Annotated in this window: 23 protein-coding genes and 2 pseudogenes; 10 read left to right on the top strand and 15 right to left on the bottom strand. The window is 62.7% G+C overall.

Going from position 1 to position 24,750, the window contains the following annotated elements; translation table 11 throughout:
* Positions 1-93: 93 nt before the first annotated feature.
* Both BPNPMPFG_RS14140 and BPNPMPFG_RS14135 read right to left on the bottom strand, forming a co-directional pair.
* Positions 94-1,470: an FAD-containing oxidoreductase gene (locus BPNPMPFG_RS14140; protein ID WP_258596036.1), complete on the bottom strand. Its 1,377-nt coding sequence runs from the start codon at positions 1,468-1,470 to the stop codon at positions 94-96.
* Positions 1,467-1,928: a DUF4126 domain-containing protein gene (locus BPNPMPFG_RS14135; RefSeq protein WP_258596034.1), complete on the bottom strand. Its 462-nt coding sequence runs from the start codon at positions 1,926-1,928 to the stop codon at positions 1,467-1,469. The genes BPNPMPFG_RS14140 and BPNPMPFG_RS14135 overlap by 4 nt, the downstream gene beginning before the upstream one ends.
* Before the next feature lie 185 nt (positions 1,929-2,113).
* On the opposite strand from BPNPMPFG_RS14135, the pseudogene BPNPMPFG_RS14130 reads away from it, so the two are divergent.
* Positions 2,114-2,666, top strand: a pseudogene (locus BPNPMPFG_RS14130) (sugar O-acetyltransferase).
* A gap of 5 nt (positions 2,667-2,671) precedes the next feature.
* Here BPNPMPFG_RS14130 and BPNPMPFG_RS14125 read toward each other — a convergent pair.
* Entirely contained in the window at positions 2,672-3,667 is a 996-nt protein-coding gene (locus BPNPMPFG_RS14125; RefSeq protein ID WP_258596033.1) for a GlxA family transcriptional regulator, read from the bottom strand.
* Between the two features lie 126 nt (positions 3,668-3,793).
* Between BPNPMPFG_RS14125 and BPNPMPFG_RS14120 the strand changes: the two genes are divergently transcribed.
* Entirely contained in the window at positions 3,794-4,438 is a 645-nt protein-coding gene (locus BPNPMPFG_RS14120) for a cysteine hydrolase family protein (protein WP_258596031.1), read from the top strand.
* A gap of 69 nt (positions 4,439-4,507) precedes the next feature.
* Here the strand turns inward: BPNPMPFG_RS14120 and BPNPMPFG_RS14115 are convergent, their stop codons facing one another.
* The 9 genes and pseudogenes from BPNPMPFG_RS14115 to BPNPMPFG_RS14075 all read right to left on the bottom strand — a co-directional run bounded on the left by BPNPMPFG_RS14115 (position 4,508) and on the right by BPNPMPFG_RS14075 (position 15,562).
* On the bottom strand, positions 4,508-6,187 hold the full coding sequence (locus tag BPNPMPFG_RS14115) for a formate--tetrahydrofolate ligase (protein WP_258596030.1): 1,680 nt from the start codon (positions 6,185-6,187) through the stop codon (positions 4,508-4,510).
* 401 nt (positions 6,188-6,588) lie between these two features.
* On the bottom strand, positions 6,589-7,707 hold the full coding sequence (locus tag BPNPMPFG_RS14110) for a DUF2333 family protein (RefSeq protein WP_258596029.1): 1,119 nt from the start codon (positions 7,705-7,707) through the stop codon (positions 6,589-6,591).
* A gap of 105 nt (positions 7,708-7,812) precedes the next feature.
* Positions 7,813-9,111, bottom strand: coding sequence for a DUF6638 family protein (locus BPNPMPFG_RS14105; RefSeq protein WP_258596026.1), 1,299 nt, complete (start codon positions 9,109-9,111; stop codon positions 7,813-7,815).
* 67 nt (positions 9,112-9,178) lie between these two features.
* Positions 9,179-9,589, bottom strand: a complete 411-nt coding sequence (locus tag BPNPMPFG_RS14100) for an endonuclease domain-containing protein (RefSeq protein WP_258596025.1) — start codon at positions 9,587-9,589, stop codon at positions 9,179-9,181.
* Between the two features lie 69 nt (positions 9,590-9,658).
* A complete protein-coding gene (locus BPNPMPFG_RS14095; RefSeq protein WP_258596024.1) occupies positions 9,659-11,569 on the bottom strand; it encodes an AAA family ATPase in 1,911 nt (636 codons plus the stop codon).
* 24 nt (positions 11,570-11,593) lie between these two features.
* Positions 11,594-12,739: a hypothetical protein gene (locus BPNPMPFG_RS14090; RefSeq protein WP_258596023.1), complete on the bottom strand. Its 1,146-nt coding sequence runs from the start codon at positions 12,737-12,739 to the stop codon at positions 11,594-11,596.
* Between the two features lie 25 nt (positions 12,740-12,764).
* On the bottom strand, positions 12,765-13,853 hold the full coding sequence (locus BPNPMPFG_RS14085; RefSeq protein WP_258596021.1) for a hypothetical protein: 1,089 nt from the start codon (positions 13,851-13,853) through the stop codon (positions 12,765-12,767).
* A gap of 324 nt (positions 13,854-14,177) precedes the next feature.
* The gene (locus tag BPNPMPFG_RS14080; protein WP_258596020.1) at positions 14,178-14,567 is read right to left on the bottom strand and encodes a c-type cytochrome; all 390 of its coding nucleotides are present in this window, start codon (positions 14,565-14,567) and stop codon (positions 14,178-14,180) included.
* Between the two features lie 137 nt (positions 14,568-14,704).
* Positions 14,705-15,562: pseudogene (locus BPNPMPFG_RS14075) on the bottom strand (LysR substrate-binding domain-containing protein).
* A 125-nt stretch (positions 15,563-15,687) separates the two neighbouring features.
* On the opposite strand from BPNPMPFG_RS14075, the gene BPNPMPFG_RS14070 reads away from it, so the two are divergent.
* Positions 15,688-16,584, top strand: coding sequence for a DMT family transporter (locus BPNPMPFG_RS14070; RefSeq protein ID WP_258596019.1), 897 nt, complete (start codon positions 15,688-15,690; stop codon positions 16,582-16,584).
* 132 nt (positions 16,585-16,716) lie between these two features.
* Here BPNPMPFG_RS14070 and BPNPMPFG_RS14065 read toward each other — a convergent pair whose 3' ends face one another.
* Positions 16,717-17,328 (bottom strand): thymidine kinase, encoded by a 612-nt coding sequence (locus BPNPMPFG_RS14065; protein WP_258596018.1) that lies wholly within the window; start codon positions 17,326-17,328, stop codon positions 16,717-16,719.
* A gap of 258 nt (positions 17,329-17,586) precedes the next feature.
* Here BPNPMPFG_RS14065 and choX point away from each other — a divergent pair, with 258 nt between their 5' ends.
* From choX to choV, 3 genes are all read left to right on the top strand, one after another.
* Positions 17,587-18,522, top strand: a complete 936-nt coding sequence (choX, locus tag BPNPMPFG_RS14060; RefSeq protein WP_258596017.1) for a choline ABC transporter substrate-binding protein — start codon at positions 17,587-17,589, stop codon at positions 18,520-18,522.
* Between the two features lie 131 nt (positions 18,523-18,653).
* On the top strand, positions 18,654-19,508 hold the full coding sequence (gene choW, locus BPNPMPFG_RS14055) for a choline ABC transporter permease subunit (protein WP_258596016.1): 855 nt from the start codon (positions 18,654-18,656) through the stop codon (positions 19,506-19,508).
* Positions 19,505-20,686, top strand: a complete 1,182-nt coding sequence (gene choV / locus BPNPMPFG_RS14050) for a choline ABC transporter ATP-binding protein (protein WP_258596015.1) — start codon at positions 19,505-19,507, stop codon at positions 20,684-20,686. Before choW ends, choV begins: the two co-directional genes overlap by 4 nt.
* A gap of 24 nt (positions 20,687-20,710) precedes the next feature.
* Here the strand turns inward: choV and BPNPMPFG_RS14045 are convergent, their stop codons facing one another.
* Both BPNPMPFG_RS14045 and BPNPMPFG_RS14040 read right to left on the bottom strand, forming a co-directional pair.
* Positions 20,711-22,117 (bottom strand): ATP-binding protein, encoded by a 1,407-nt coding sequence (locus BPNPMPFG_RS14045; RefSeq protein WP_258596014.1) that lies wholly within the window; start codon positions 22,115-22,117, stop codon positions 20,711-20,713.
* Positions 22,114-22,830, bottom strand: a complete 717-nt coding sequence (locus tag BPNPMPFG_RS14040) for a response regulator (RefSeq protein ID WP_258596747.1) — start codon at positions 22,828-22,830, stop codon at positions 22,114-22,116. Before BPNPMPFG_RS14040 ends, BPNPMPFG_RS14045 begins: the two co-directional genes overlap by 4 nt.
* 234 nt (positions 22,831-23,064) lie before the next feature.
* On the opposite strand from BPNPMPFG_RS14040, the gene BPNPMPFG_RS14035 reads away from it, so the two are divergent.
* The 4 genes from BPNPMPFG_RS14035 to clpS all read left to right on the top strand — a co-directional run bounded on the left by BPNPMPFG_RS14035 (position 23,065) and on the right by clpS (position 24,738).
* Complete coding sequence (locus tag BPNPMPFG_RS14035; protein WP_258596746.1) at positions 23,065-23,364, top strand: hypothetical protein; 300 nt, start codon at positions 23,065-23,067, stop codon at positions 23,362-23,364.
* A 38-nt stretch (positions 23,365-23,402) separates the two neighbouring features.
* On the top strand, positions 23,403-23,651 hold the full coding sequence (locus BPNPMPFG_RS14030; RefSeq protein ID WP_258596013.1) for a hypothetical protein: 249 nt from the start codon (positions 23,403-23,405) through the stop codon (positions 23,649-23,651).
* Between the two features lie 216 nt (positions 23,652-23,867).
* Positions 23,868-24,233 (top strand): hypothetical protein, encoded by a 366-nt coding sequence (locus BPNPMPFG_RS14025; RefSeq protein ID WP_258596012.1) that lies wholly within the window; start codon positions 23,868-23,870, stop codon positions 24,231-24,233.
* A 205-nt stretch (positions 24,234-24,438) separates the two neighbouring features.
* Positions 24,439-24,738 carry an ATP-dependent Clp protease adapter ClpS gene (clpS, locus tag BPNPMPFG_RS14020; RefSeq protein WP_258596011.1) on the top strand — a complete coding sequence of 100 codons (300 nt, stop codon included), beginning with the start codon at positions 24,439-24,441 and terminating at the stop codon, positions 24,736-24,738.
* Positions 24,739-24,750: the final 12 nt, after the last annotated feature.

Genomic DNA, 24,750 nt, shown 5'->3' with positions numbered 1-24,750 from the left:
ACTGCGCGAACCCATGCACAGTCTGCAAGCGCCATTGCTGCAATGCAGCAATGCAGAAAGGGAGGAGCTCGGAAAGTGGATGGTGGCAGGCCGTCACACCAGCGGTTTCAGTTCCTGCGCCATGGTGGGCAGCAGTTCCGAGACATTGGGGTGGATGTGTACGGCGCGCGCCAGCGTGTCGACGGGCGCCTTGGCGTACATCAGGTCGAGCACGCAATGTACCGCCTCGTCGCCACCGGGGCCAAGCACCGAGCAGCCGAGGATTTGCCTGGTGTCGGCATCGACGAGGATCTTCATGAAGCCTTGCGTCTCGCCTTTTTCGACGGCGCGGCCGACGCGCGTCATCGGCCGCTGGCCGACCAGCGCCTTGCGGCCGGATTTCTTCACCGCGGCCTCAGTCATGCCGCAGCGGCCGAGCGGCGGGTCGATGTAGAGCGCATAGGCCTCGATGCGGTCGCTGACCTTGCGCGGATCGTTGTCGAGCAGGTTGGCGGCGACGATCTCGTAGTCGTTGTAGGAGGTGTGGGTGAAGGCGCCCTTGCCGTTGCAGTCGCCCATCGCCCATATGCCGGGCACGCTGGTGCGCAACTGGTCGTCGACGATGACGAAGCCACGCTTGTCGATCTCGACGCCGGCTTTGTCGAGGCCGAGGTCGTCGGTGTTGGGCACTCGTCCCAGGGCCAGCAGCACATGCGAGCCGACCGCCGGCGGCTTGCCGGCGGAAAAGGTCACGGCAATGTCCTTGCCCTGTCTGGCGAAAGCGCTGTCGTCGACGCCGAGATGGACCACAATGCCTTCGTTTTCGAGGATGGAAAGAATAGCGTTGGAAACATCCTCGTCCTCGCGGCCGGTCAGCCTGGGAGCTTTCTCGATCACGGTGACTTCCGACCCGAAGCGGCGGAACATCTGCGCGAATTCGAGCGAGATATAGCTGCCGCCGACGACGATGAGATGGCGCGGCAGCACGTCGAGATCCATCATCGAGGAATTGGTCAGATAGTCGATGTCGTGGATGCCGGGCAGATCGGGCACCGAGGCGCGGCCGCCAGTGTTGAGGAAGATCTTCTCGGCGATCAAGAGGTCGTCGCCGACGCGCACCGTGTTGGCGGATTCGAACCGCGCATGGCCGCGATAGAGCGTGCATCGATCCATGCCGGCGATCCAGGTTTCGAGCCTGGTGCGGGCGTCGTTCGACACCTTGTCCTTGCGCGCCTTGACCGCCTTGTAGTCGACGCCTACGGGGCCACTGGGCGTCACGCCATAGTCGGCGGCGCGGCGGGCGAGGTGCGCGGCATAGGCGCTGGCCACCATGGTCTTGGTCGGCATGCAGCCGGTGTTGACGCAGGTGCCGCCGACCAGCTTGCGCTCGATCAGCGCCACGGTCGTGCCGGCGGCACTCAGCCGGCCGGCCAGGGAAGGGCCGGCCTGTCCTGCGCCGATGACGATGGCGTCGAAGGCTTTGGCCGTCATGCCACCGCAGCCACGATCAGCAGGCCGCCAATGATCGCCACGGCGTCCTCGATGAAGGCGGCCGGCGGGTCCTTGCCGAAGGCGGCTGCCAGCCGGCCGCGCGCTTCAGCGCCGCCCAGCGTGCCAATGACCGCACCGATGGCGCCGGCGATGAGACCGCCGATGGTGGAGCCACCCGTTGCGCCGATGACGGCGCCGGTAAAGGCGCCCATGATGATGCGGGCGCCGAACTGCTGCGGTACCTTGCGGCTCGGCGTCGACGGCAACTGGTCGGTGACCAGCTCGACAATGGCCAGGATTGTGAAGATGCCGACAGCCGCCCAATGGCTCATGAAACTGGCCCAGGTGCTTGCGGCCGGCAGCCAGCCGAGATAGGCGCCCCAGGCGACGGCGGCCGGCGCGGTCATGGCGCGAAGGCCGGCAATGACGCCGATCAGAAGTGCGAGAATATACAACATGGTTGATCCCCTCATCGCCGGGCCAGGACAGCCTGACGAGAGCAGGCTAGCATGGACCGGGCCTTGGACCAGCACATGACTTCGGAAAATCGGAATGGATTTTTGCGCCCGGTGTTGTCGGAACGCTGGCACTTTCACCTTAACTGCAATTGTGCTTTGGCGAGGACGTCACAGGAGACACCGTCATGGCTGGAAGCGAGCGCGCAAAGATGGCCGCCGGCGAATGGTACACCTGCCTCGACGACGAACTGGAGGCATTGCGCGACACGGCGCGCGACGCGGTGTTCGAGCACAATTGCCTGCCGCCATGGCAGCGCGGAAACCTCGGGCCGGGCTTGAAGGCACTGCTCGGCGGCGTGGGCGAGGGCGCCCGCATCGAGGCGCCGTTCCACTGCGCCTTTCAACATCGTTCTCGGTGATGGCGTTTTTCTCAATGCCGGCTGCACCATCCTCGATACGGCAAGCGTGCGCATCGGCAAGGGAACGCTGCTCGGCCCCAATGTGCAGATCTATTGCGCCGAGCACCACAAGGAAGCCGCCGGGCGGCAAGCGGGACTGGAGATCGCGAGACCAGTCGAGATCGGCGCCGATGCCTGGATCGGCGGCAGCGCGATCATCCTTGGCGGCGTCAGCATCGGCGAGGGCGCGATTGTCGGCGCCGGCGCGGTGGTGACGCGCGACGTACCTGACAACACCACCGTGGTCGGCAATCCGGCGCGGGCGGTCAAGCGGGATTGAACAGATCAGACTGAGGCGGCGTGCGCCATGTGCTGGTCCTGATCGGTCCGTCTGGAGAATTCGCGCCGGTATTGCGCCGGCGATGTCTTGAGCCGTGCCGAAAAATGCTGACGCAGCGACGTGGCGCTGCCGAAGCCGACCTCGAAGGCCACCATGTCCATCGACTTCTCCGTCGCTTCCAGCAGCCGTTGCGCCAGTTCGATCCGCTGGCTGGTCAGCCATTCGCCGAAACTGGTGCCAATCGATTTCTGAAAGCGACGGGTGAAGGTGCGCCGTGTCAGGCCGGCAGCTTCGGCGACGCGGTCCAGGCTGTGCGTCTCGCCGAGCGTCGCGCGAACGGCGTCGAGGGCCTGGGTGAAGCGGTCGGCGGCAGCACTTTTTGCCACCGGATGCTCGATGAACTGTGCCTGCCCACCCTGCCGATGGGGAGAAAGGACGATCTGGCGGGCGAGCCGGAGTGCTGCTTCCGCGCCATAGCGGGCGCGCACTATGTGGAGACAGCAGTCGAGGCCGGCCGCGACGCCGGCCGAGGTCACGACATCACCATTGTCGACATAGAGCACCGTGGGATCGACAGCGATGTCGGGATGGAGTTTTTGCAGCCGTTCGGAATAGGCCCAATGCGTCGCGGCACGGCGGCCTGAAAGCAGCCCGGTCGCGGCAATGGCAAAGGTTCCGAGGCACAGGCCGACAATCAATGCGCCGCGCCGGTGCGCCTGGCGCAGCGCCTCCACCAGCGGCGGCGGTGGCGGCGCGTCGAGATGATGCCAGCTTGGGATGATGACGATGTCGGCGCCATCGAGGCCCTCGAGCCCATGCGGTGCGGCAACGGTCAGACCGGCTTCGGTGTGGACCGGGCCGGCCTTGATCACGCAGATGCGGAAATCGAAGCGCGGCAGGCCAAGGGATGTCCGGTCCTCGCCGAACACCAGGCACGGCACGGAGAGATGGAATGGGCTGATGCCATCGAAGGCGAGAACGGCAATGATCGGGTCGGTCATGGTGCCTCCAGCAGGTGAATGTGGATTGTCCCAATTCTTTCGAATGATGTCAATCGGGACACTTTCGGTCGCGTGGCGACCCGCCTATTTTCGGCCCATCGCATTCAAGCCGGAAAGGAAAACACCATGTCTGACCCAGCCAACACAACGCCGCGCCGGGCGCTGATCGTCATCGACGTCCAGAACGACTATGATGGCGGCAATCTCGCCATCCAGCATCCGCCGTTCCGCGACAGCGTCGTCAATGTAGCGCGCGCCATGGATGCGGCGGCGACATCCGGTATCAAGGTGGTGGTCGTCAAGCAGATGGCACCCGAGACATCGCCGATCTTTGCCAAGGGCAGCCATGGCGGCGACCTTTATCCGGAGATCGCCAGGCGTGGCCGCGACCATTATGTCGAAAAGAACCTGCCCTCCGCCTTCACCGGGACCGACCTCGAGGACTGGCTGCGTGCCAACGCCATCGATACGCTTACGGTGGTCGGCTACATGACGCATAATTGCGATCTGTCGACCATCATCCACGCCGTCCACATGGGCTTTGCCGTCGAGTTCCTGTCCGACGCGACCGGCTCGCTGCCCTACGCTAACAGCGCCGGCTATGCTTCGGCCGAGGAAATCCACCGCGTGGTGACTGTTATCCTGCAGTCGCGCTTCGCAGCCGTGCTGAAGACCGCCGAATGGGTCGAATGCCTGAAGACCGGCGTTCTGCCGGAACGCGACACGATCTTCGGCTCCAACCAGCGGGCGCTGTCGCGTAACGCGGCGTAGGAATATCCGAAAACAAAAAAGGGGCGCCGCATCGCTGCGGCGCCCCTTTATCGTCGAGATTGCAAAGTCTCAGAACAGGCCTTCGATCTGGCCGGCCTCATTGAGGAAGATCTTTTCCGAGGACGGCGCCTTGGGCAGGCCGGGCATGGTCATGACCTCGCCGCAGATGATGACGACGAAGCCGGCGCCCGCCGATAGCCTGACCTCACGTACCGGCACGGTGTGGCCGGTCGGTGCGCCGCGCAGGTTCGGATCGGTCGAGAAGGAATACTGCGTCTTGGCCATGCAGACAGGCAGATGGCCGTAACCGGCTTGCTCCCAGGCGTGCAACTGGTCGCGCACCGACTTGTCGGCGATCGCTTCCGAGCCGCGATAGATGCGCTGGACGATGGTGTTGATCTTCTCGAACAGCGGCATGGCGTCGGGATAGAGCGGCGCGAACTGCGAGGCGCCGGATTCGGCCAGCGCCACCACCTTGTTGGCGAGCTCCTCGATGCCGGCCGAACCCTTGGCCCAATGCTTGCACAGGATCGCCTCTTCGCCCATCGAAGCGACATAGTCCTTCATCGCTTGGATTTCGGCGTCGGTGTCGGAATAGAAATGGTTGATGGCAACCACCGCAGGCACGCCGAACTGCCTGATGTTCTCGATGTGGCGGCCAAGGTTGGCACAACCCTTCTTCACCGCCTCGACATTTTCCTTGCCGAGGTCTTCCTTCTTGACGCCGCCATTCATTTTCATGGCGCGCACGGTGGCGACGATGACCGCCGCCGCCGGCTTCAGGCCCGCCTTGCGGCACTTGATGTCGAAGAACTTTTCCGCACCGAGGTCGGCGCCGAAGCCGGCTTCGGTGACGACGTAGTCCGCCAATTTCAGCGCCGTCGTGGTGGCGACGACCGAGTTGCAGCCATGCGCGATGTTGGCGAACGGGCCGCCATGCACGAAGGCCGGGTTGTTCTCCAGCGTCTGCACCAGATTCGGCTGCATGGCGTCCTTCAAGAGCACGGCCATGGCGCCATCGGCCTTGAGGTCGCGGGCATAGACCGGCGACTTGTCGCGGCGGTAGGCGACGATGATGTCGCCGAGCCGCTTCTCGAGGTCCTTCAGGTCGGTGGACAGGCACAGGATCGCCATGACTTCCGAGGCGACGGTGATGTCGAAGCCGCCCTCGCGCGGGAAACCGTTGGCGACACCGCCGAGCGAACAGATCATCTCGCGCAGCGCGCGGTCGTTCATGTCCATGACACGGCGCCAGACGACGCGGCGGGTATCGATACCGAGCTCATTGCCCCAGTAGATGTGGTTGTCGATCAGCGCCGACAGAAGATTGTGCGCCGTGGTGATGGCGTGGAAGTCGCCGGTGAAGTGGAGGTTCATGTCCTCCATCGGCACGACCTGCGCATAGCCGCCGCCGGCGGCACCGCCCTTGACGCCGAAATTCGGGCCGAGCGAGGCTTCGCGGATGCAGATGATCGCCTTCTTGCCGATGCGGTTCAGGCCATCACCGAGGCCGACAGTCGTCGTGGTCTTGCCTTCGCCGGCCGGTGTCGGGTTGATGGCGGTGACGAGGATCAGCTTGCCGTCCTTGTTGCCCTTCACCGACTTGATGAATTCGGCGGAAATCTTGGCCTTGTCGTGGCCATAGGGCAAAAGGTGTTCGGTCGGGATGCCGATCTTCTGGCCGATCTCCTGAATCTGCTTCTTCTTGGCGCCGCGCGCGATCTCGATGTCGGACTTCACTTCGGCCATGACGGCTTTCCTTTGGATTGGACGGTGGAGGGGGACGGGTTTGATCTCACTCGCAAGCAGGGTTGGAGCCGGGCGCGGGCGCATGGGTATGTTCTAACCCTGTCGCTGCCGCGGCGTCAACTTGCATGCAACTATGTTTCCTATGAAGAAAATTCCTCTGCGGACCGGCCGACCTTTCATCGGTTCTTCCTGGCTCCGTTGCCGCGCCGTATAGAAGCCAGAGGACGCGTCGCTCCGCCGTCTCAAAACAGCCGCACAATGCACGGAATGCGACAGAAGCGACGGCGCAAATTCGCCATTGCGAGCCTAAAGCGCATCGCGCTTCAGCCTTCTATTTTTATCCATGTCGTTCTCCCAAAAACGGGACCACTTTTGGGCGACATGCATTGGGCTGAACAGCATTACTGCATCAGCACGTTGCTGATTTCGACCATGTTGGAGCGCACGCGCAGAACATAAAAGCCCATCGTCGTCAGGTGCGTGGGCAGCAGCCAGCCATCCTCGCGGCCATTGGCGATGATGAAGGGCTGGATCTTCAGCGCCGAAACGAACTGCGCGTCCATCGTGTCCCAAAGGCTCTGCAGATGCTTTTCCTTGATCACGTCCTCGAAGTCTGCCTGCGCGCCCTTCATCAGCCCGTAATAGGCGTAGAGCTGGCCATAGGCGAACCAGTAGCGGTCGTCGGCGCGGAAGTCGAACCAGCCATTGTTGTGGTTTTCGGCGCGCTCCTTGAGGATCGCGGACGTCGAGCCGATGTCGCTGGCGATGCGGTCGATATATTGTTTCAGGTTGTCGGCGCGGGCGTCGAAGGTCGCCTGGCAGGTGGCGAGGCGGGCGTTGAAGGAACGCAGATTGGCCATCGCACGCCGGTACATGCTGGGCGTCGTTGCCGTCATGCCGTTGCGGCTGATGTACCATATGGATTCGTCGTACTGCAGCTGACCGCGGGCATCCTGGAGATTGGTGTCGATCTGCGAGGTGGTGCGCACACGGCCAAGGTTGTCGGCAAGCTCGGTCGCGGTGCGCCGCACCGCCTGGTTGATGCCGCGCTGGAACGAGGCCTTGTTGTCCATCCACGGCGTGTCGTCCCAAGTGATGCCGAACAGGCCGAGCTTGTAGAGGATCATCGACGAGACCCAGGCGTTCTGATTGACGTTGAAGTCGATCAGGTCGGCGGCAATCTGGGCGAGGCCGGAGTTGCCGCAAGTCTTTGCGGTGTCGGTGCCGGCGCCCACGGCGACCTGTTCGCCAGCGGAAACATTGCGTTTCTCGAAGCTGTAGGTGTCGGGATAGTTCGGGTCGAACTTGTTCCACCACTGCGTGGCGTAGAAGAAATTGCCATAGAGGCCGATCAGCACCAGCAAGGCGAGGCCGACCACGGTCTTGAGGATCCAGCCGCGCTGCGTGTACCAGCGCCCGGCCCACATGAACGGCCACAGGATGACGCCGATCAAAAGGCCGATGCCACGGCCAATCCATTGGAAAATCCGGGTGAAAAAGTTCACGATCGGATCGAGCATGGCGATGTCACCCCCTCAAGGCATGATACCAAAAAGTTGCAGACTTTTTGGATAACATCATGCGCCAAAACAATAAGTTAGAACGAAATGACGGTTCATTTCGTTCTAGTCAGTCAGTCCGTAGAGGCGTGCGCGAAACGCCACCTTATCCTTCAAATATGTGGTTTTGAGAACGTCCACAACATGCGATCGCCAGGCGTCGCTGAAGCCGTCATAGTCCTTGTAGAAGCTCTGCTTGTTGAAGATGTAGCGCGAGACGAAGTCCGACGGCACGAAATCCGAAATCAGCCGGTTGGTCAGCCAGGCGTCGGGATGATCTGGCTTGGCGCGGATCACCAGGAAGCGCTGTTGCGGGAACACATCCTCGATCTTGAGGTGGCCAAGCTGGGCGATCTCGCGCTTGGCGGCGTTGAGGAAGGGAAAATTGCCGTCCCTGGTGATGAGGTCGGCATGGCTCTGGATCCAGGTCTGCAGCCAGACCTTGTCGACATCGGTCAGGTTGCGGTTCGGCTCGGCGTCGCGGATCAGTGCGCGCACCACCATCTCGGCGCGGTGCTCGAGATAGCCCGAGGCCTCGATCCAGGAGGCGCGCGGCAGCTCGATGCGGCCGGTGGAGGCGAGGAACTTGAACACCTTGTCGGCGTCGTTGATGGAGAGATAGCTCACCTGCCACGGCCGCGAGCGGCGGAAGCCGGGCGCCGCCGGATCGCCGATCACCGTCGTCATGTCAGGGTCGACGAACACGTAGAGGCCGCCGAAATGGCTAGTCCAGTAGGCATTGTGGCGGAAGATCACCTGGTCCGGTACCAGCGCGTTCTCGCGGATGTCGCCGCAGATCTTCGCCAGTTCCACCATGCGGGTCAGCATGGCGTTGTCGCGCCAGGCGTCCGGCTCCTGCTTCAGCCGGTCGACGAGCTTGCCGAGTTCGGCGGCCTTGCCCAGCACATCCTCGGCCGACAGCACCTTGAACTCGACCTGGTTGATCGACAGCAGGTCCTCGATGTCGTTGACCTTGGGAACGGAATCCTCGATCTCGCCGTAGATGACGTCCTTGATGGTCAGCGCGTCGATGGCGCGCTGGTTCCTGGACATGAACTCGAACATCAGCTGCGAGGTGTTGGAGAAGGCGGTGTGCACCACCGGCAGGACGATCTGCGACGGCGTCAGAATGATGAAGCGGCGGTTGACCTCATTGGGATCGAGATAGTCATAGTCGCCGCATTCCTCGGCCACTTCGGGCGAAAAGCCGGTGCGGTCGATCTGGAAGCTCTTGAGTTTCGTCGGCTTCAAGCCGAATGCGGCCAGCGCCTTGTTGTAGCGATCGATCAGATGCGGCTCGTCGACCGTCAGCAGCCGGCCATAGATCAGCTCATTGTCGCGCAAGAGGTCGGGTTTCTTGGTCACCTAACCTTCTCCCCGTTTACGGGGAGAAGGTGCCCGAAGGGCGGATGAGGGGCGGCGCAGACGCTCATCATCTTTCCCCTAGCGTTGAAGACGGCAAAAATTTCACGTCTACAGCAATCATCTTATGATTGAGCCGACCATCCAGGGCTGCAACAATCGTATCCAGCACGCTCTTGCGGCCCGTCAGGACATCAGCATGCCAAACCCTCAACACTGACCAGCCATTCCTGTTCATGGTCTCGTCCCTGTATCGATCATGAGACCGATTTGCATGCTGACTTCCATCGACTTCCACAACCAGGTTGGCTTCACGGCAGGCGAAGTCTGCGAAATACGGACCGATCGGTAGCTGACGAATAAATCTGTGACCAGTCAGTCGCCGTCCGCGCAATTCGCTCCACAGTTTTTCCTCGGCATCATTCTCTACTTTTCGGAGCTGGCGTGCTCTTGCTACCTTTGGCTCATTGCTGCCTCGCATCGCGCTGCCCCTCATCCGCCCTTCGGGCACCTTCTCACCGTGAACGGGGAGAAGGCAGAGGCGCCAAGCTTACGCATTCCACAGCCCCTTCTTCTTCATCTCCTCCATCTCGTGCGCCGCCCGTTCGCGCAGGCGCGCGTCGCGCAGCAGTTTTTCCACCGCGGCGTCGTCGGACTTGTCGGAATAGCGGAACTCTGAGTCGGCGTAGCGGTTGATCTCCTGCATGACCATGTCCATCGAGAAGGGCCCGCGCAGTTCCTCGATCATTGCTTTCTTCTCGTCATAGCCCTTGTGCATGAAGGCTTCCGGCTTCTCGAACCAGTCGTCGGGAAGCTCGATGTCCATGGCACGCATCTTGATGGCGTCGGTGACATTCTTGATGGCGCGGCCGGTGAAGCGCGGCTCGGCATCCTTGATCAGGTGCAGATAGGTGCCGATGTCGGCCATCGATTTCGGCGCGCCATTCTCCTTCATGTAGCGCTGGTAGACCTTCATCAGCCCGTCTTCCCGCGGCTTCTCATGCTCCTCATAGGCCTCGGTCACGGCGCGCTGGATCTCCTGCGCGGCGTAGAGCTTGTGGCCCCCTAGCGGTATCTCGTGGTTCTTGCCGGCGAGCAGCACGAAGATGTCGATGTAGTCGTCGCGGGTCTGCGGTCCGTCGACCAGCCAGCGGGCGCCGGCGCGCTGGCGCAGTGCATCGTCGACATTTTCGGGGTAGTTGGAAAACATGCCGAACGAGCAGTTGCCGCGCACCACGGTGGCCGCGCCGGCGAAAGCGTCCATCAAGACGCCGGTGATCTCCTGCTGGCCGGCCGAGGCGCGGTCGTCGGAACGGCGCGCCGCCACCTGGTCGATGTCGTCGATGGTGCCGAAGCCGATGACGCGCGGGTTCAAGACGTTGTTGATGAACTGGCGGCAGTTCTGGCCCGACTTGCCCTGATAGGACGAGATCTGGTCGACGCCGAAATTCTCGTAGGCGAAGGGATAGCCGGCGACCTGGCAGTAGCCATTGACGAGACCGGCGATCATCTGGATCAGCGTCGTCTTGCCGGTGCCGGGCGCACCGTCGCCGATGAAGGTGAACAGGAAGCCGCCGAGCTCGACGAACGGGTTCAGCTCACGTTCGAAGTCGTAGGCCATCAGCATCTTGGCGAGCTTGACCGACTGGTATTTGGCGATGTGGTTGCCGACGACCTCTTCCGGTTTCTTGAAGGTCATCACCAGCGGCTTCGAGCGCGTGCCGGGTGCCACGTCGAAACCGTCGAGGGTGAAGTCGTCGGCATCGATGCGGATATGAGCGTTCTCGAACGGGCCGATGCCGTCGAAGCGGCCCTTGCGCGCCAGAAGCCCGTCGATGGCGACGCGGGCGAAGGCGCGCGCCCGGGTCATCAGGTCGGCGTCGTCGGACGATCCCGATATCGCCTTGTCGAGGCCGGCCAGGATCGACTTCACCGCGTCCTGCGGCGTGTCGAACAGAAAGTCCGGCTCGGGAATGTCGTTTGGCGCCTCGCCATCGCTGTCGATCAGCTGGAACAGATAGGAGGCGAGGCTGAAGGCCGAGATGTAAGCCGAGGCCGACAAGAGCTTCTTGAAGGTGGACGCCTCGTCGCCTTCGAGTGGCGCGCGGGTGTTCCTGGCCTGCAGGCTTTCGAGATCGGAGCCTTCAGCGAAGACGTCCGAGATGGCGAGCGCAATGGCCGCGCCGCGCCGCGCGCGAAACAAAAGCGTATGCTGCGGGATGGTCAGCAACTGGTCGTCGGGATGGACGGCGCCGACGGTCTTCGACAGCTCGACCTCGCGCGTGCGGCGCACCGAGCCAACCGATACGGTCGAGACAAAGCGGCGATTGGTGCCGGCGAGCGCCGTGCCGGACTCGCGCGAAGGATCTTCCAGCACGACGATGCGGGTGATGAAGCTCTGCGCGGTGGCGCGGTGCTTTTCGATTGCGGCTTCCGGGATGGTGGTCAGGCCGGTATCCATGAAGTGCGCTCCGTGGTGTGACGGTCAGACGTCGCTGATGACCTGTCCGTTGGACAGGATGTGGACCTTGTAGCCGGCAAAGATCTTCTGCGCCTCGCCGGCGGCGTAGAGCGCCTGGTAGGCCTCGTGCGGGATCAGTGCGTGGTTCTCGTAGCTCGAGACGCCCTGGCGCGCGGCTTCCAGATCGACGGTGTTGATGAAGAATTCCTGCGTCGTCTTCTCGCTCGAAAACAGCCCCTTGCGGCCGGGCTTCTCGCCCTTGGAGTAGACTTCCTGGATGGTCCAGGTCAGCAGCCAGGCATTTTCCGGCTTGCGCACCTTGGCGAGCACCTCGGTGACGGTCGAATTGTTGTCGGTGATCCCCGCCGAATAGAAGGGGCCGAGCACGACGCGGCGCAATTGCTTGGGGTGCAGCGGCTCGAAATCCTTGTCGAGGTTGACGGCGATGGTCGTCGGCGACAGCGTGTAGGCGGAATTCTTCTCGGTGAAATCGTCGAAACGGTGGGCCAGATCGGGGTTGAGCAAGCCATCGACCGGCAGCGGAATGTCGATCGTCTCGTTCAGCTTGCCATTTCTGTCGACGAGCTGGCGGATCATCGTCTCGGAGGAATCCTCGACCGTCACCATGTAGACCAGAGGCAGGTTGGCGCTGCCATCGAACGTTGCCCAGTGGACGAGGTAATAGGGCCGCGCCGTCTTCGGATTGACCGAGACCTTGGCCGTTTGCGCCAGGGTGAACGGGCCGAAGGTGTTCTCGCTTTTCACGTCCTCGAGATAGAGCCGCTCGGCCATCGACTTCTGCAGCGCCTCGGGGAATTCCTTGTGGCGCAGAATGAAGTCGGCCATTTCCTCGCGCAACTCGCCGGCCAGCGGAATGTTGGCAAGCCGTGCGTCGGCCTGGCGGCGGTCGTTCTCCAGCTCAAGCAGGTTCTGGAAGACCGGGAAGCCGCTTTCGGCGCGCGAAATGCGGAACGTGTCCATGAAGCCCAGCCGGTTGCGCCAGCAGGCAAAGGACTTGTCGAGCCGGGCGATGTATTCGGCGACGATCTTGGCGACGATGCCATGCCGGTAGAGCGGCGAGCGATCGTCGCGCATGAACACTTCAAGGCCGCTCAGTGCGGCCGTGATAGCGGAGAAATACCGCGCCGCCGCTTCGTTTTCGGGGGTCATGCCTGTGCGCTCGCGGGGCAGTCCCTTACGACTGTACGTAGTTTGCCGCGTTGTGCTTCTTCAGCACCTCGTCGAAGCGGCGGGCGAAGGCATCGTCGGCCAGCTTCTTGCGGCGCTGGATGTCGGAACTGGCGACCATGTTCTTCTCGTGCATCTCGAGCAGGTCGCCGATGTGCTTCTGCGAAGCGGCACCGATGCCGGCCATGGTTTCCTCGGCGGTGTTGTCGACCCGGCTGCCAAGCGTGTTGATCTTGTGGGCGACGTCCTGTTGGGCGGCGGTCTTCAGCGAATCTTCCAGCGCCTTGTAGAGCACGATACGCTGCTCGGTATCGATGGTCAGCTTGTTGATCAGTGTCGACTGCGCGGCAATCTGGTTGTTGAGCGAATCGACGAAGGTCTGGAACATCGAGGTGTAGCGCTCCAGCGTCTGGCTCTCGGCCAACAATTCCTGCTCCTTGGCCTGCTTTTCATTGTATTCCGTCGCCAGCTTGGAACGCTCGCCCTCAAGCTGCGTGCGGTCCTTCTGATTGGTCGAGGCCGCGATCTTGTTTTCGATGTCGAGCAGCATCGGGTTGAGCTCCTCGATGCGTTTCTGCACCGCTTCGAGGTTGGCCATGGTCGTCTTGCGGCGTTCGATGACCTGCGACAGGCTGGCCTCGGAGGTCTTGTAGCGCTGGTCGAGAACCTCTTTCTGCGCCTTCAGTATGCCGACGATGGTGTCGGACTTGGCCAGAAGTTCCTGCAGATTGCCCGCCAGCGACATGTTGCGGACGCGGTCGGTGCGCATGCGCTGCTTGCGCTGCGACGAAAAGATGCCGACGAAATTTTCCCAGCCGGAATAGTTCTTCATGCTCTCGAACTCGGCGCCGAAGACGTTGGTGGCGTCCTCCAGGCCGATGATCAGGTCGGCGATGTTGCCTTCCATCACCTTCTGCTGCTTCAGCACATCCTCGATGCGGGCGTTCTCGATGTCGAAATTGGCGTCGCCGATCTTCTTGTCGGCGGTGGCGAGCGTGTCCAGCACGGTGCCGGACTGCTCGATCTTGGAGCGCATGTCCTGCACGACCTGCTTGGTCTTGGCAATTTCGGCATCGAAATTCTGCAATGTCGCCATTTGGGCCTCCCGCTTCGGCATCAGGTCGCTGGTCGCGAACAGCGGCGAATATATGTGGGGCATTCGGGGATTGAAAGACGCAACACAAGACCCGCCCCGAAAACAAAAGAATGCGTCGCGGTCTTGAAAGGCAATGAAGGCGTGGTCATGGCGTGATTAGCCAGCCGGCAAAGCGTAGTTCAGCTGTTGTTGAACTCTCACGCCGGCAAAGCAATCAGTGTCCACCGGCTCGGATGTCCTGGAATTCGACAAAGAACTGGACCGGTTACCGCAGCAGCACGCCAGGCGAAAGCCGCTGCCGTCATCGGATGCGCCGGCGGTTGCTCAGGGCTTGGGATCTGCCTTCAGATAGGCGATGACATTGGCGATGTCGTCGTCACTGGTCAGGCCGGCAAAGGCCATCTTGTTGCCGGGCACCTTCAGCTTGGGAGCCTTGAGATATTCGGCGAGGTTGGCTTCATCCCAGATCAGGCCGGCGGCGCCGGCACTTTTCATGGCGTCCGAATAGTGACCAAGGAAGCTGTCGGCGCTGCCGGCGGCGCGGCCGACGACGCCCAGCAGATGCGGGCCGATCTTGTCTCGGTCGGTGGCCGCTTCATGGCAGGCGATGCAGCGGTTGAAGACATGCTTGCCCAGTGCCGGGTCGCCTCCGGCATGGGCGGCAAGGACGCTGGCGAGGAGAAGGACACCGGCAGACGAAGCGGCTCGAAACATGGCTGACCCCGACGAGTTCTGGCTGGAACGAGATGGCGCAAAATAGGACCGAGGCCTTAACAAACGCTGCATCGTGGCGGGATTGCGAAGGCAGACCCGCGGCTGATCTCGCTTGCCTGGACTTTGAGCTCCGCAGGTCAGGCCTGTTGTGCCAGGTCGCGGCGCAGAAAATCATGCAGTCGTTCGACCGCCGGCGTCGTCGACAGAGGGTTGCGCAAGATGCCGATTTCGAGATCCGGCAGCACGGGAAGCCCTTCATTGCCGCCGATGATGCGCAGCGACGGCGGCACGCTGCGCTGCGCCAGGCCGGCGACCGCAAGCCCGGCCTGGACGACCGCGATCAGGCCAAGCAGAGAGGCGCTGGAATAGGTGCAGCGATAGGACCGGTCGGCATCGCCAAGCGCCTGCAGGACATTCATCCGCGCGGCGCAGCCGGGTTCGAACAAAGCGACGGGCAAGGGATCGTTCTCCCAGGCGACGTGATGGGGCGAGGCGACTCAGACGAAGCGCTCCAGCCGGATCACGTCGAGCGGCTGCTCCGGCAAACGGGTGACGATCGCCAGGTCGAGCCGTCCCTCGGCAAGCGTCTTCACCAGCGCGGTCGATTGTTCGCAGATCAGTTCCACCGTCACCAGCGGGTGCTCCGCCGCGAAACGCGACAGCACGGGCGGCAAGAGGAAGGCAGCGTAGTCGTCCGGCACGCCGAGGCGCACGCTGCCGGTCTCCTTCGGCCGGGTCACGCTTGCCCATGCTTCATCCGACAGTTTCAGCAGCCGGCGCGCATAGATCAGGAAATCCTCGCCGATCGCGTTGGGGGTGACGGTTCTGGGGCCACGCACCAGAAGCTGGTTGCCAAGCATCTCCTCCAGCCGCTGCATCTGCATGCTGACGGCGGACTGGCTGCGGCCGACCCGTGGCGCGGCATTGGAAAGACTGCCGCTCTCGACGACGGCGACGAAGGTTTTCAGCAGATTGAGGTCGAGCGGAGCGGCCATCGTGCTATCAGCATATCGAATAGATAGTCACAAATCTATTCGCTTGTTTGAGAGTTTCCGACCTGACCAGATGTTGCCGCACCATCTGGAACCAGATGGTGCCGCGCCACGTGGAAGAACGCCTCATGACCGATCCATCGACTGCCCGTTTCCCGGCTGCGAGCCTCGCTCTGGCGATGGTGATTGCCGGCACCGTCGGCGCCTTCGTCACGGAATCGGGGCTCCATCCCGTCACCGTCGTCTTCTGGCGATGCGTGTTCGGCGCGATATTCCTGGCCGCATGGTGCCTGCTGCGCGGCTATCTGCTGGACCGGACACTGTCTGCGTCCCGGCTTGGCCTCGCCGCGCTTGCCGGCGTCTGCATGGTGCTGAGCTGGACGGCCTTCTTCGCCGGCTTCGCCATGACGTCGATCGCCACGACGACGATCGTCTACCATGTGCAGCCGTTCTTCGTGGTGCTGATCGGTGTGGTGTTTCTCAAGGAGCGCATTTCGCTCGACCAGATCCTGTGGATGCTGGGCGCGTTTCTCGGCGTCGTGCTGGCCAGCGGCCTCGTCGTCGCGCACGGCCATGCCGACGCGGACTGGGCGCTGGGCATCGCGCTGACGCTGGGCGCGGCCCTGCTCTATGCGGTTGCGACGATCCTCGCCAAGGGTCTCGGGCAACAGCGCCCGGAAATCACCGTGCTTTGCCAGACGGTGGTTGGTATCGTCATGCTCGCCCCGTTCGCCGACATCGGCCAACATATCGCGCCTGCGTCATGGGGCTGGCTTCTCGGCATCGGCATCCTGCATACCGGCATTGCCTATGCGCTGATGAATTCAGCCTTTCCGCGCCTGACGACACCGGTGATCGGCGTCATCACCTTCATCTACCCTGTCGTCGCCATCATCGTCGACTGGGCGATCTATGGGCATCCGCTCGGACCGGCGCAGGCTGCCGGCATGGCGCTGATTGCCCTGGCAACACTTGGCGTGCGGCTCGGCTGGCGGTTTCCGACGCGGCGTGTGTCGACGGTGTGAGCCTGGAGCAATTCCAGGAAAAGTGTGAAACGGTTTTCCCGGGAAAAGCGCGTAGCGCTTTCCCTAGGGATTGCGTCAGAGCAAAAGAGACAGAGCGGTTCCGCGTTTCCATGAAACGATGAACCGCCCTGGTCAGGCCTGGGTGAAGCCGATGAAATCGTCGGGCGCGGCGCGGCCCATTTCTTCCTCCCAGTGGCGGCGGCAGAGCGAGACATAGACGTCCTTGCCGATTGCCACCTGCTCGCCCTGCCGTGCCACCTTGCCGTCAGGGCCGAGGCGCACCACCATCGTCGCCTTGCGGCCGCAGCGGCAGATGGTGCGCACTTCGCGCAATTCGTCGGCGATGGCCAGCAGCGCGCGAGAGCCGGAAAACAGCTTGCCCTGGAAATCGGTGCGCAGGCCGTAGCACATGACCGGGACGTTCAACCGGTCGGTGATGCGGGCAAGCTGCCAGACCTGCTCTTCCTCGAGGAATTGCGCTTCGTCGACGAAGACGCAATGCACGGTCGTGTGCGCGTGGTGTTCGGCGACGCGGGCGAACAAATCGTCGCCGTCGCGGAACATCTCGGCTTCCGTCTCCAGGCCGATACGCGACGAGATCAGCCCGGTATCGCCCTTGCGATAGTGACCGGCAACGAACAGCATCGTGCGCATGCCGCGCTCGCGGTAATTGTACGACGCTTGCAGCAGCATCGTCGTCTTGCCGGCGTTCATCGTCGCATAGTGGAAATACAGTTTGGCCATGCCGCCCTTTTAAGCCGACTTGCCGCCGCGCGGGGAGGGGCCGCCGCCGCATTCCCCCAAAAAAGGCCCCCGCCGCCAAAAAACTATGCCCGCCCAACACAAAAGCGGGGAGCGTGTCGCTGATTGGCCAGCCTGCGCCGTTGATCGTGATTGCCTTGACGCTTGAAACCACACCAGAATGGTGTTTGGCTGACGAAACAAGGCGGGCACAGAAACCGTAACTTCGCTTCGCCAAAGAATCGCAATGGGAGAACATCTATGTCGCGTATGAATTCCTTCGTCGCCGGCCTCGGCCTGGCGGCTTTTTTGTCCACGAGCGCTGCCTTCGCCGGTGATCCGGCAAGCTGCAAGGCGGTGCGCCTCTCCGATGTCGGCTGGACCGACATCCAGGCGACGACCGGCGTCGCTTCCGTCCTGCTGACCGCGCTCGGCTACGCGCCGCAAACGATCCAGCTGTCGGTGCCGGTGACCATGGCGTCGCTGAAAAACAAGGATCTTGATGTCTTCCTCGGTAACTGGATGCCGTCGATGACCAACGACATCAAGGATTACACGGCCGACGGTTCGGTCGAGACGATCAGCACGAATCTGACCGGCGCCGGCTACGGTATCGTGGTGCCGACCTATGTCGCGGATGCCGGCGTCAAGTCGCTGACCGATATCGGCAAGTTCAAGGACAAATTCAACGGCAAGATCTATGGCATCGAGGCCGGCAATGACGGCAACCGCATCATCCTCGACATGATCAAGAACCCGAAGGACAATCTCGCGGGTTTCGAATTGGTCGAGTCCTCGGAAGCCGGCATGCTGACGCAGGCCGAGCAGTCGATGAAGAACAATGAGTGGATCGCCTTCCTCGGCTGGACACCTCATCCGGTGATGGGCGCCATGAAGATCACCTATCTCGACGGCATGGGCGACAGCGGCTTCGGGGCTGCCACCGTCTTTACCAATGTGCGCAAGGGCTACACCACGGAGTGCCCGAATGCCGGCAAGTTCATCGCCAATCTGAAGTTCAATCTGGGCATGGAAGGCCAGATGATGGACGCGATCCTCAAGGGTGGCGACGCCAACACGGTGGCGTCCGACTGGCTGAAGAAGAATCCGGACGCGGTCAAGCCGTGGATCGCCGGCGTGACCACCTTCGATGGCGGCGACGCCGCGGCGGCGGTCAAGACCGCGCTCGGAAGCTGAGCCGACTTCGATTTCGGTATGACCGAAATGAGGGCAGCCATTTAGAAAAGGCTGCCCTTTTTCATATCCTGTGACAAGATGACGACAGGAGAGGCCGAGGGCAGGGCGGTCTCGTGCATGAGAGGGGCGATATGGATCCGATTTCGCAATTCATGGTCGATCACAAGATTCCGATCGGCGCCTGGGGAAAGGCGTTCTTCGGCTTTCTCACCGACAATTTCGATACTGTGTTCAGGGCTTTTTCGAATGGCCTCAATTTCCTGCTCGACGGGCTGGTCGGCATCCTGCTGATGGTGCCGCCTGTGCTGCTTGCGCTTGTCATCGCCGCCATCGCCTGGCTGCTGCAGCGCTCGCGGCCGCTTGCCATCGGTGTCTTTCTCGGCCTGATCTTCATCATCAACCAGAACCTGTGGAAGCAGACGGTGCAGACGCTGGTGCTGGTCGTCGCGGCCGCCGCCATGGCGATGGCGATCGGCGTGCCGCTCGGCATCTGGGCCGCGCACAAGCCAAAGGTCTATCGGATCATGCTGCCGGTGCTCGACCTGATGCAGACGCTGCCGACCTTCGTCTATCTGATCCCGGTTCTGACGCTGTTCGGCCTCGGCAACGCGCCCGGCCTGATCGTCACCATCATCTTCGTCATCCCGACCGCGGTCCGGCTCACCCATCTCGGCGTCGTCTCGGTGCCGAAGTCGATCATCGAGGCCGGCGAGGCGTTCGGCGCCACCAGAAGCCAGTTGTTGTGGAAGGTGGAATTGCCCTCGGCGCTGCCCACCATCATGGCCGGCCTGACGCAGTCGATCATGCTGTCGCTGTCGATGGTGGTGTTCGCGGCGCTGATCGGCGCCGGCGGCCTCGGCACCGAGATCAACCGAGCGCTCGGCTCGCGCCGCATCGATCTCGGGCTTGAGGCTGGCTTGGCAATCGTGGTGCTGGCCATCGTCCTCGACCGCATGACCCGCATTGGCGTTGGAGGCAAGAAATGACCGTCGCCGTCGATTTCAAGAACGTCGATATCGTCTTCGGCGCCGACCAGGCCGGCTCGCTGGCGATGATCGACGCCGGCGCAACCCGTGCGGAGATCCTCGAGAAGACAGGCAATGTGCTCGGCTGCGCCGACGCCAGCCTGACCGTGAACGAGGGCGAGATTTCCGTGCTGATGGGCCTTTCCGGTTCCGGCAAGTCGACACTGCTGCGCGCCGTCAACCGGCTGAACGTGGTGTCGCGCGGCCAGGTGCTGGTCAAGGACGGCGACAAGATCGTCGATGTCGTCACCTGTGACCAGGCCACCTTGCGGCGTCTGCGCCAGAAGCAGGTGGCAATGGTGTTCCAGCAGTTCGGCCTGTTGCCGTGGCGCACGGTGGAGGAGAATGTCGGCCTCGGCCTCGAACTTGCCGGTGTGCCGGAAGCCGAGCGCAAGGAACGCGTCCAGCGCCAGCTCCAGCTGGTCAATCTCGACCAGTGGTCGAAGAAATACGCGCATGAACTGTCAGGCGGCATGCAGCAGCGCGTCGGCCTGGCCCGCGCCTTCGCCACCGAGGCGCCGATCCTGTTGATGGACGAGCCGTTCTCGGCGCTCGACCCGCTGATCCGCACCAAGCTGCAGGACGAGTTGCTGCAGCTGCAGGCCAAGCTGAAGAAGACCATCATCTTCGTCAGCCACGATCTCGAGGAGGCGCTGAAGATCGGCAGCCACATCACCATCATGGAGGGCGGGCGCATCGTGCAGACCGGCGCGCCGGAAGACATCGTGCTGCGGCCCGCCAACGACTATGTGCGCGACTTCATCGCCAATGTGAATCCGCTGTCGGTGCTAACCGCCTGGAACGTCATGCGCGACCACCGCGACCTGGATCACGGCGACAATGGCTGGGTATGGCTGGACCGGCGCAAGACGACGCGCTTCAAGATCGACGAGCACGGGCTGGTGGCCGCGGCCGAACGCGACGGCAAGCCGGCGGTGTGGGTGTCGTGTGCCGATGTCGAGGGCCAGTCGGAGGAAGCGGCGCAGGTGTTCTGGGCCAATCCCGGCACCTCGCTGAAAACCGTGATGCTGGCCATGCATCGTTCGCAAACCGCACCGGTGGCGCTTTTCGACGACCAGTCCCGCTTCGTCGGCGCCATCGGCATCCGCGACGTGCTGAGCGCGGTGCTGCGGCGGTAAGGTCCGCCTGCGAGGCTAGGCGCGTCAGGCCGCCAGCGGCAGCCGCAGTTCGGTCAGCAGGCCGCCGCCCGGGTTGTTGGACAGACGGACCTCGCCGCCGGCGGCACGCGCGATGTTGCGGGCAATGGTCAGGCCGAGGCCGAGGCCACCGGTCTGGCGGTTGCGTGACTGTTCGAGACGCACGAAAGAGCCGAACACGGCGTCGATCTGCGCCTGCGGTATTCCTGGCCCTTCGTCGCGGATGGTGAGCAGGATCATGTTTTCCGAGCGGCGCAGGGAAAGATGCGCCCTCTTGCCGTAGGTGATCGCGTTCTGCACCAGATTGGTGACGCAGCGCCTGAGCGCGACCGGTCGCGCCATGCAGATCAGGCCGCGCGATCTCGTGTCGTCGTCGAACGAAGCGTCGTCATAGCCGTCGGCGATCGATTCCACGAGCGACCAGAAGTCGATGCGTTCGCTCTTTTCCTCGGTCACCTCGAAGGTGGCGAAGTCGATCACCGAACTGGCGATGCTTTCGACATCGGCGAGATCGTGCGCCAGCGCCTCGCGAACCGCCGATTTGCGCAAGAGCTCCAGGCGCAGGCGCATCCGCGTGATCGGCGTGCGCAGATCATGCGCCAATGCCGCCGCAAGATGTTCGCGGTCCTCGACATATTCGCGCAACCTGGCCTGCATGGCGTTGATCGCCTTCGCCGCGGCACGCACCTCGCGGCTGCCCGACTCGGCGATCGGCGGGCTCTTCAGGTCGTTGCCGATCCGGTTCACGGCGGTTTCCATCATCCGGTAGGGCGCTGTCAGCCGGCGCAGCGACCAGATCGACATGACCACCACCAGCCCGGCGATCAGCGAGTAGAGCGGCAGGCTGTCGAAGCTCAGGATCGGACCGACCGGGGTGTTCGGCTCGGTGAAATTCAGCCATTGGCCGTCGGCGAAACGCAGCGACGCCGTCAATTTGTCGCTCTGGGCAAAGTCGGCTGCCAGCACCAGAAGGTCACGCTCGACCTGGCCGATATCGGGTCCCGGCGCCGCGCCGCTGGCGTCATCGGCCTCGCGCGTCGCCGGATCGCGCCGGACCCGCGCATCGGTGATGCCGAACTTCGACAGCCGGCCGACGAGGATGTCTTCGAGTTCGGCCAGTTCATCGTCGCCGGCAATCGAAGAGGTGACCGCGGGCGTGTCCGAGACGGTGAGCGCGTAGGTGGAATTGAACAGGCCGGTCGCCGTCGCCTTGCGCTGCTCGGGTGCGGCGTTGTGCATCAGTTGCACCAGCGAGTAAGCGCGGTCGTTGAGCCGGTAGAGGTCGACCTCGTCATTGGCGACGGCGCGGTCGCGCGAGACGATGTAGAGGGTCGCAACCTGGCTGATCAGCAGGCCGGCAATGACGATCAGCAGCACCCAGACGGGCAAGGTCTGCGGCAGGAAGCGTCTCATTCGGAAGTCGTCTCGGGCAGGAACTGATAGCCGCCGCTGCGCACGGTCAGGATCAGCTTGGGTGTCTTGGGGTCGTCTTCCATCTTGCGCCGCAACCGGCTGACCAGGATGTCGATACTGCGGTCGAAGGAATAGTCGCTGTCGCCGCCGGACAGTTCAATCAACTGGTCGCGCGTCAGTACGCGCTGCGCGCTCTTGACGAAGGTCTGCAGCAGGTTGAATTCCGCCATGGTCAGCTCGACCCTGACATCGTCGGGCGCGATCAGCCGGCGCCGCGAACAGTCCATCGTCCAGCCGGCGAACCGGTAGATCTGCTTGGTGGTGGCGCGCTTCGGCTCGGCGGCGCCATTACGCCTCAGCACGGCGCGGATACGCGCCAGAAGTTCGCGCGGGTCGAACGGTTTGGGCACATAGTCGTCGGCGCCCATCTCCAGGCCGACCACGCGGTCGGTGGTCTCGGTGACGGCGGTCAGCATGATGATCGGCGTCGAATACTGGGCGCGAAGGTCGCGGCACAGTTCCAGCCCGCTCTTGCCGGGCAGCATCACGTCGAGGACGATGAGGTCCACCTGCGCGCGACGCAGAATGGTCTCCATTTCGATGCCGTCGGCGGCAACCGATGTGTGAAGGCCTCGCTTCTGGAAGAATTCCTGCAGCAGGTCGCGGATGCCTTTGTCGTCGTCGACGATCAGTATGTGTGCGTCGGATTTCACTGCAGCACTGTCATTGTTGATTGCCAAGCCCTTCTGTCGCAACCCACACGATAGAATTCAGGCCATATGTTGGCCAGTGGCGATGATGGGGTTCCCACCGGCTTTCTCAGACACAATCCAGAAACAAAATTCTACAGTTCAGAAAAACTCGTGAAAAAATTCAAAGGCATAAGTGGTCTCGTGGCGGTCAGGTCATCGGCTGCGACGCTAGTCTCCGGGTTTACGGAAAAACCGATGCCAAGGTTGTCGATCAGTTTGTTGGGTGGGTTACTGGGCATTTGCCTGGTCGCTGCCGCTGTCGGACAATCGGACGCAAAGGCGCCGCTCACCCGGAGCGAACGGTGCGCCAATCTCAGCCACCAATTTGATGAAGCCCTCGAAACCCATGCCGCGGCAACGCAGGTCACCGCGGCAAAGGCACTTCAGAGAAAGGGTAACCGGTACTGTGCTGCCAAGAAACAGGCACAGGGCATCCGGATGCTCGCCAACGCTTTGAAGCTGCTTGGAGTGACACCGAACGATCCGGATCAGTGACACTCGAAAATTCGACCGCATAAAAAGGAAACGAAGCCATGAAAAAGTCCATCCTCTCCGCCACCGGTCTCGCCGTCGCTCTCGCTTTCGCGATGCCGGCTCTCGGCAATGCCGCTGCCACCACGACCGCTGCTCCGGCTGCTTCGACGACCACCACCGCTCCGGCTGCTGCCGCTCCGGCTGCCGCCGCTCCGATGAAGGCTGCTCCGAAGAAGGTCGTCAAGAAGGTCAAGAAGCACAAGAAGGCTGCTAAGAAGGCCGTCAAGAAGGTTGCCCCGAAGGCTTAATCCAGGTCCGGCATAAGGCGCCTGCCTCGTGACAAGGCCGCTCCAGCTGGTTTCGGCTGGAGCGGCCTTCTTCCTGTCCAAACCGTAGAAGGCCCTGATATCGGCGATGAAACGGACGGATGGGACCTACCGATGTTTGGCCGAAGCCTCGCGCCGGCAGCTTCCGCCTCGACCGAGTTTAACCCGTTTGCAATGCCGGCCGTGTAGGACATCCGCATGAAGAAGCGGCTTTCGTCCATTCTGCGCTCGCTGGTGCTCGGCGGCCTCGTCGCCACCGGCGTCGCCAGGGTGCTGATCCTGTTCACTGCCAGCCCGGTGCCGGATCCCGCGAGCGGCCGCACCGAGCCTTCGCTGTTCGCACCGGAGATTTCCACCAACTGGGACTACATCACGCCGGCACAGACCTGGCTGCTGATCCTGCTCACCGGCGCGACGCTGACCTGCGCCGTCGCGTGGCCGATCGCGGCGTGGCTGGAACGCCGGGCGGATGCAAGCGGAAATCGCGCCCGGCCAGATCTGCCGTCCGCCACATCAGCGCGGCAGGTTCCCAGCCGCCGTATCTTCGGCCGCCACGGCCGTTGAACGGCGACCGACACTTTCCCACATAGTTGTGAATGGCGGCGCCCGCCGGACACCGGTTTCGCGCGCCGATCAAAATAGACGGCCGCCTTCGCCGATGCCAGAATGCGAGCCGGGTCGCTTACGCCAGAGCTTCTTTGTTTTAACGCAATTCCGGACGGAAAACCGCTACACACTTTTCCTGGAATTGCTCTAACTGTCGGTTCCGATGCCTGAAATCACCACAAAACCGCGCGTCCAGGTCAAGCCGCAAACCGAACGGCCGAAGCTCCACAAGGTCATCCTCATCAATGATGATTTCACGCCGCGCGAATTCGTGGTGACGGTGCTGAAGGGCGAATTCAAGCTCAGCGAAGACCAGGCGCACCGGGTGATGATCACCGCGCATCGGCGTGGCGTCTGCGTCGTCGCCGTCAAGGACGTCGCCGAGACCAAGGCGACACGCGCCACCGATGCCGGCAAGGCCAAGGGCTACCCGCTGCTGTTCACGACCGAGCCGGAGGAGTAGGGCAGCTGCGCT

The organism is Mesorhizobium sp. AR07 (assembly GCF_024746815.1).
GTDB lineage: Bacteria > Pseudomonadota > Alphaproteobacteria > Rhizobiales > Rhizobiaceae > Mesorhizobium.
The sequence above is the reverse complement of the archived record's forward strand: the minus strand, read 5'-3'. Positions and strand labels throughout refer to the sequence as shown.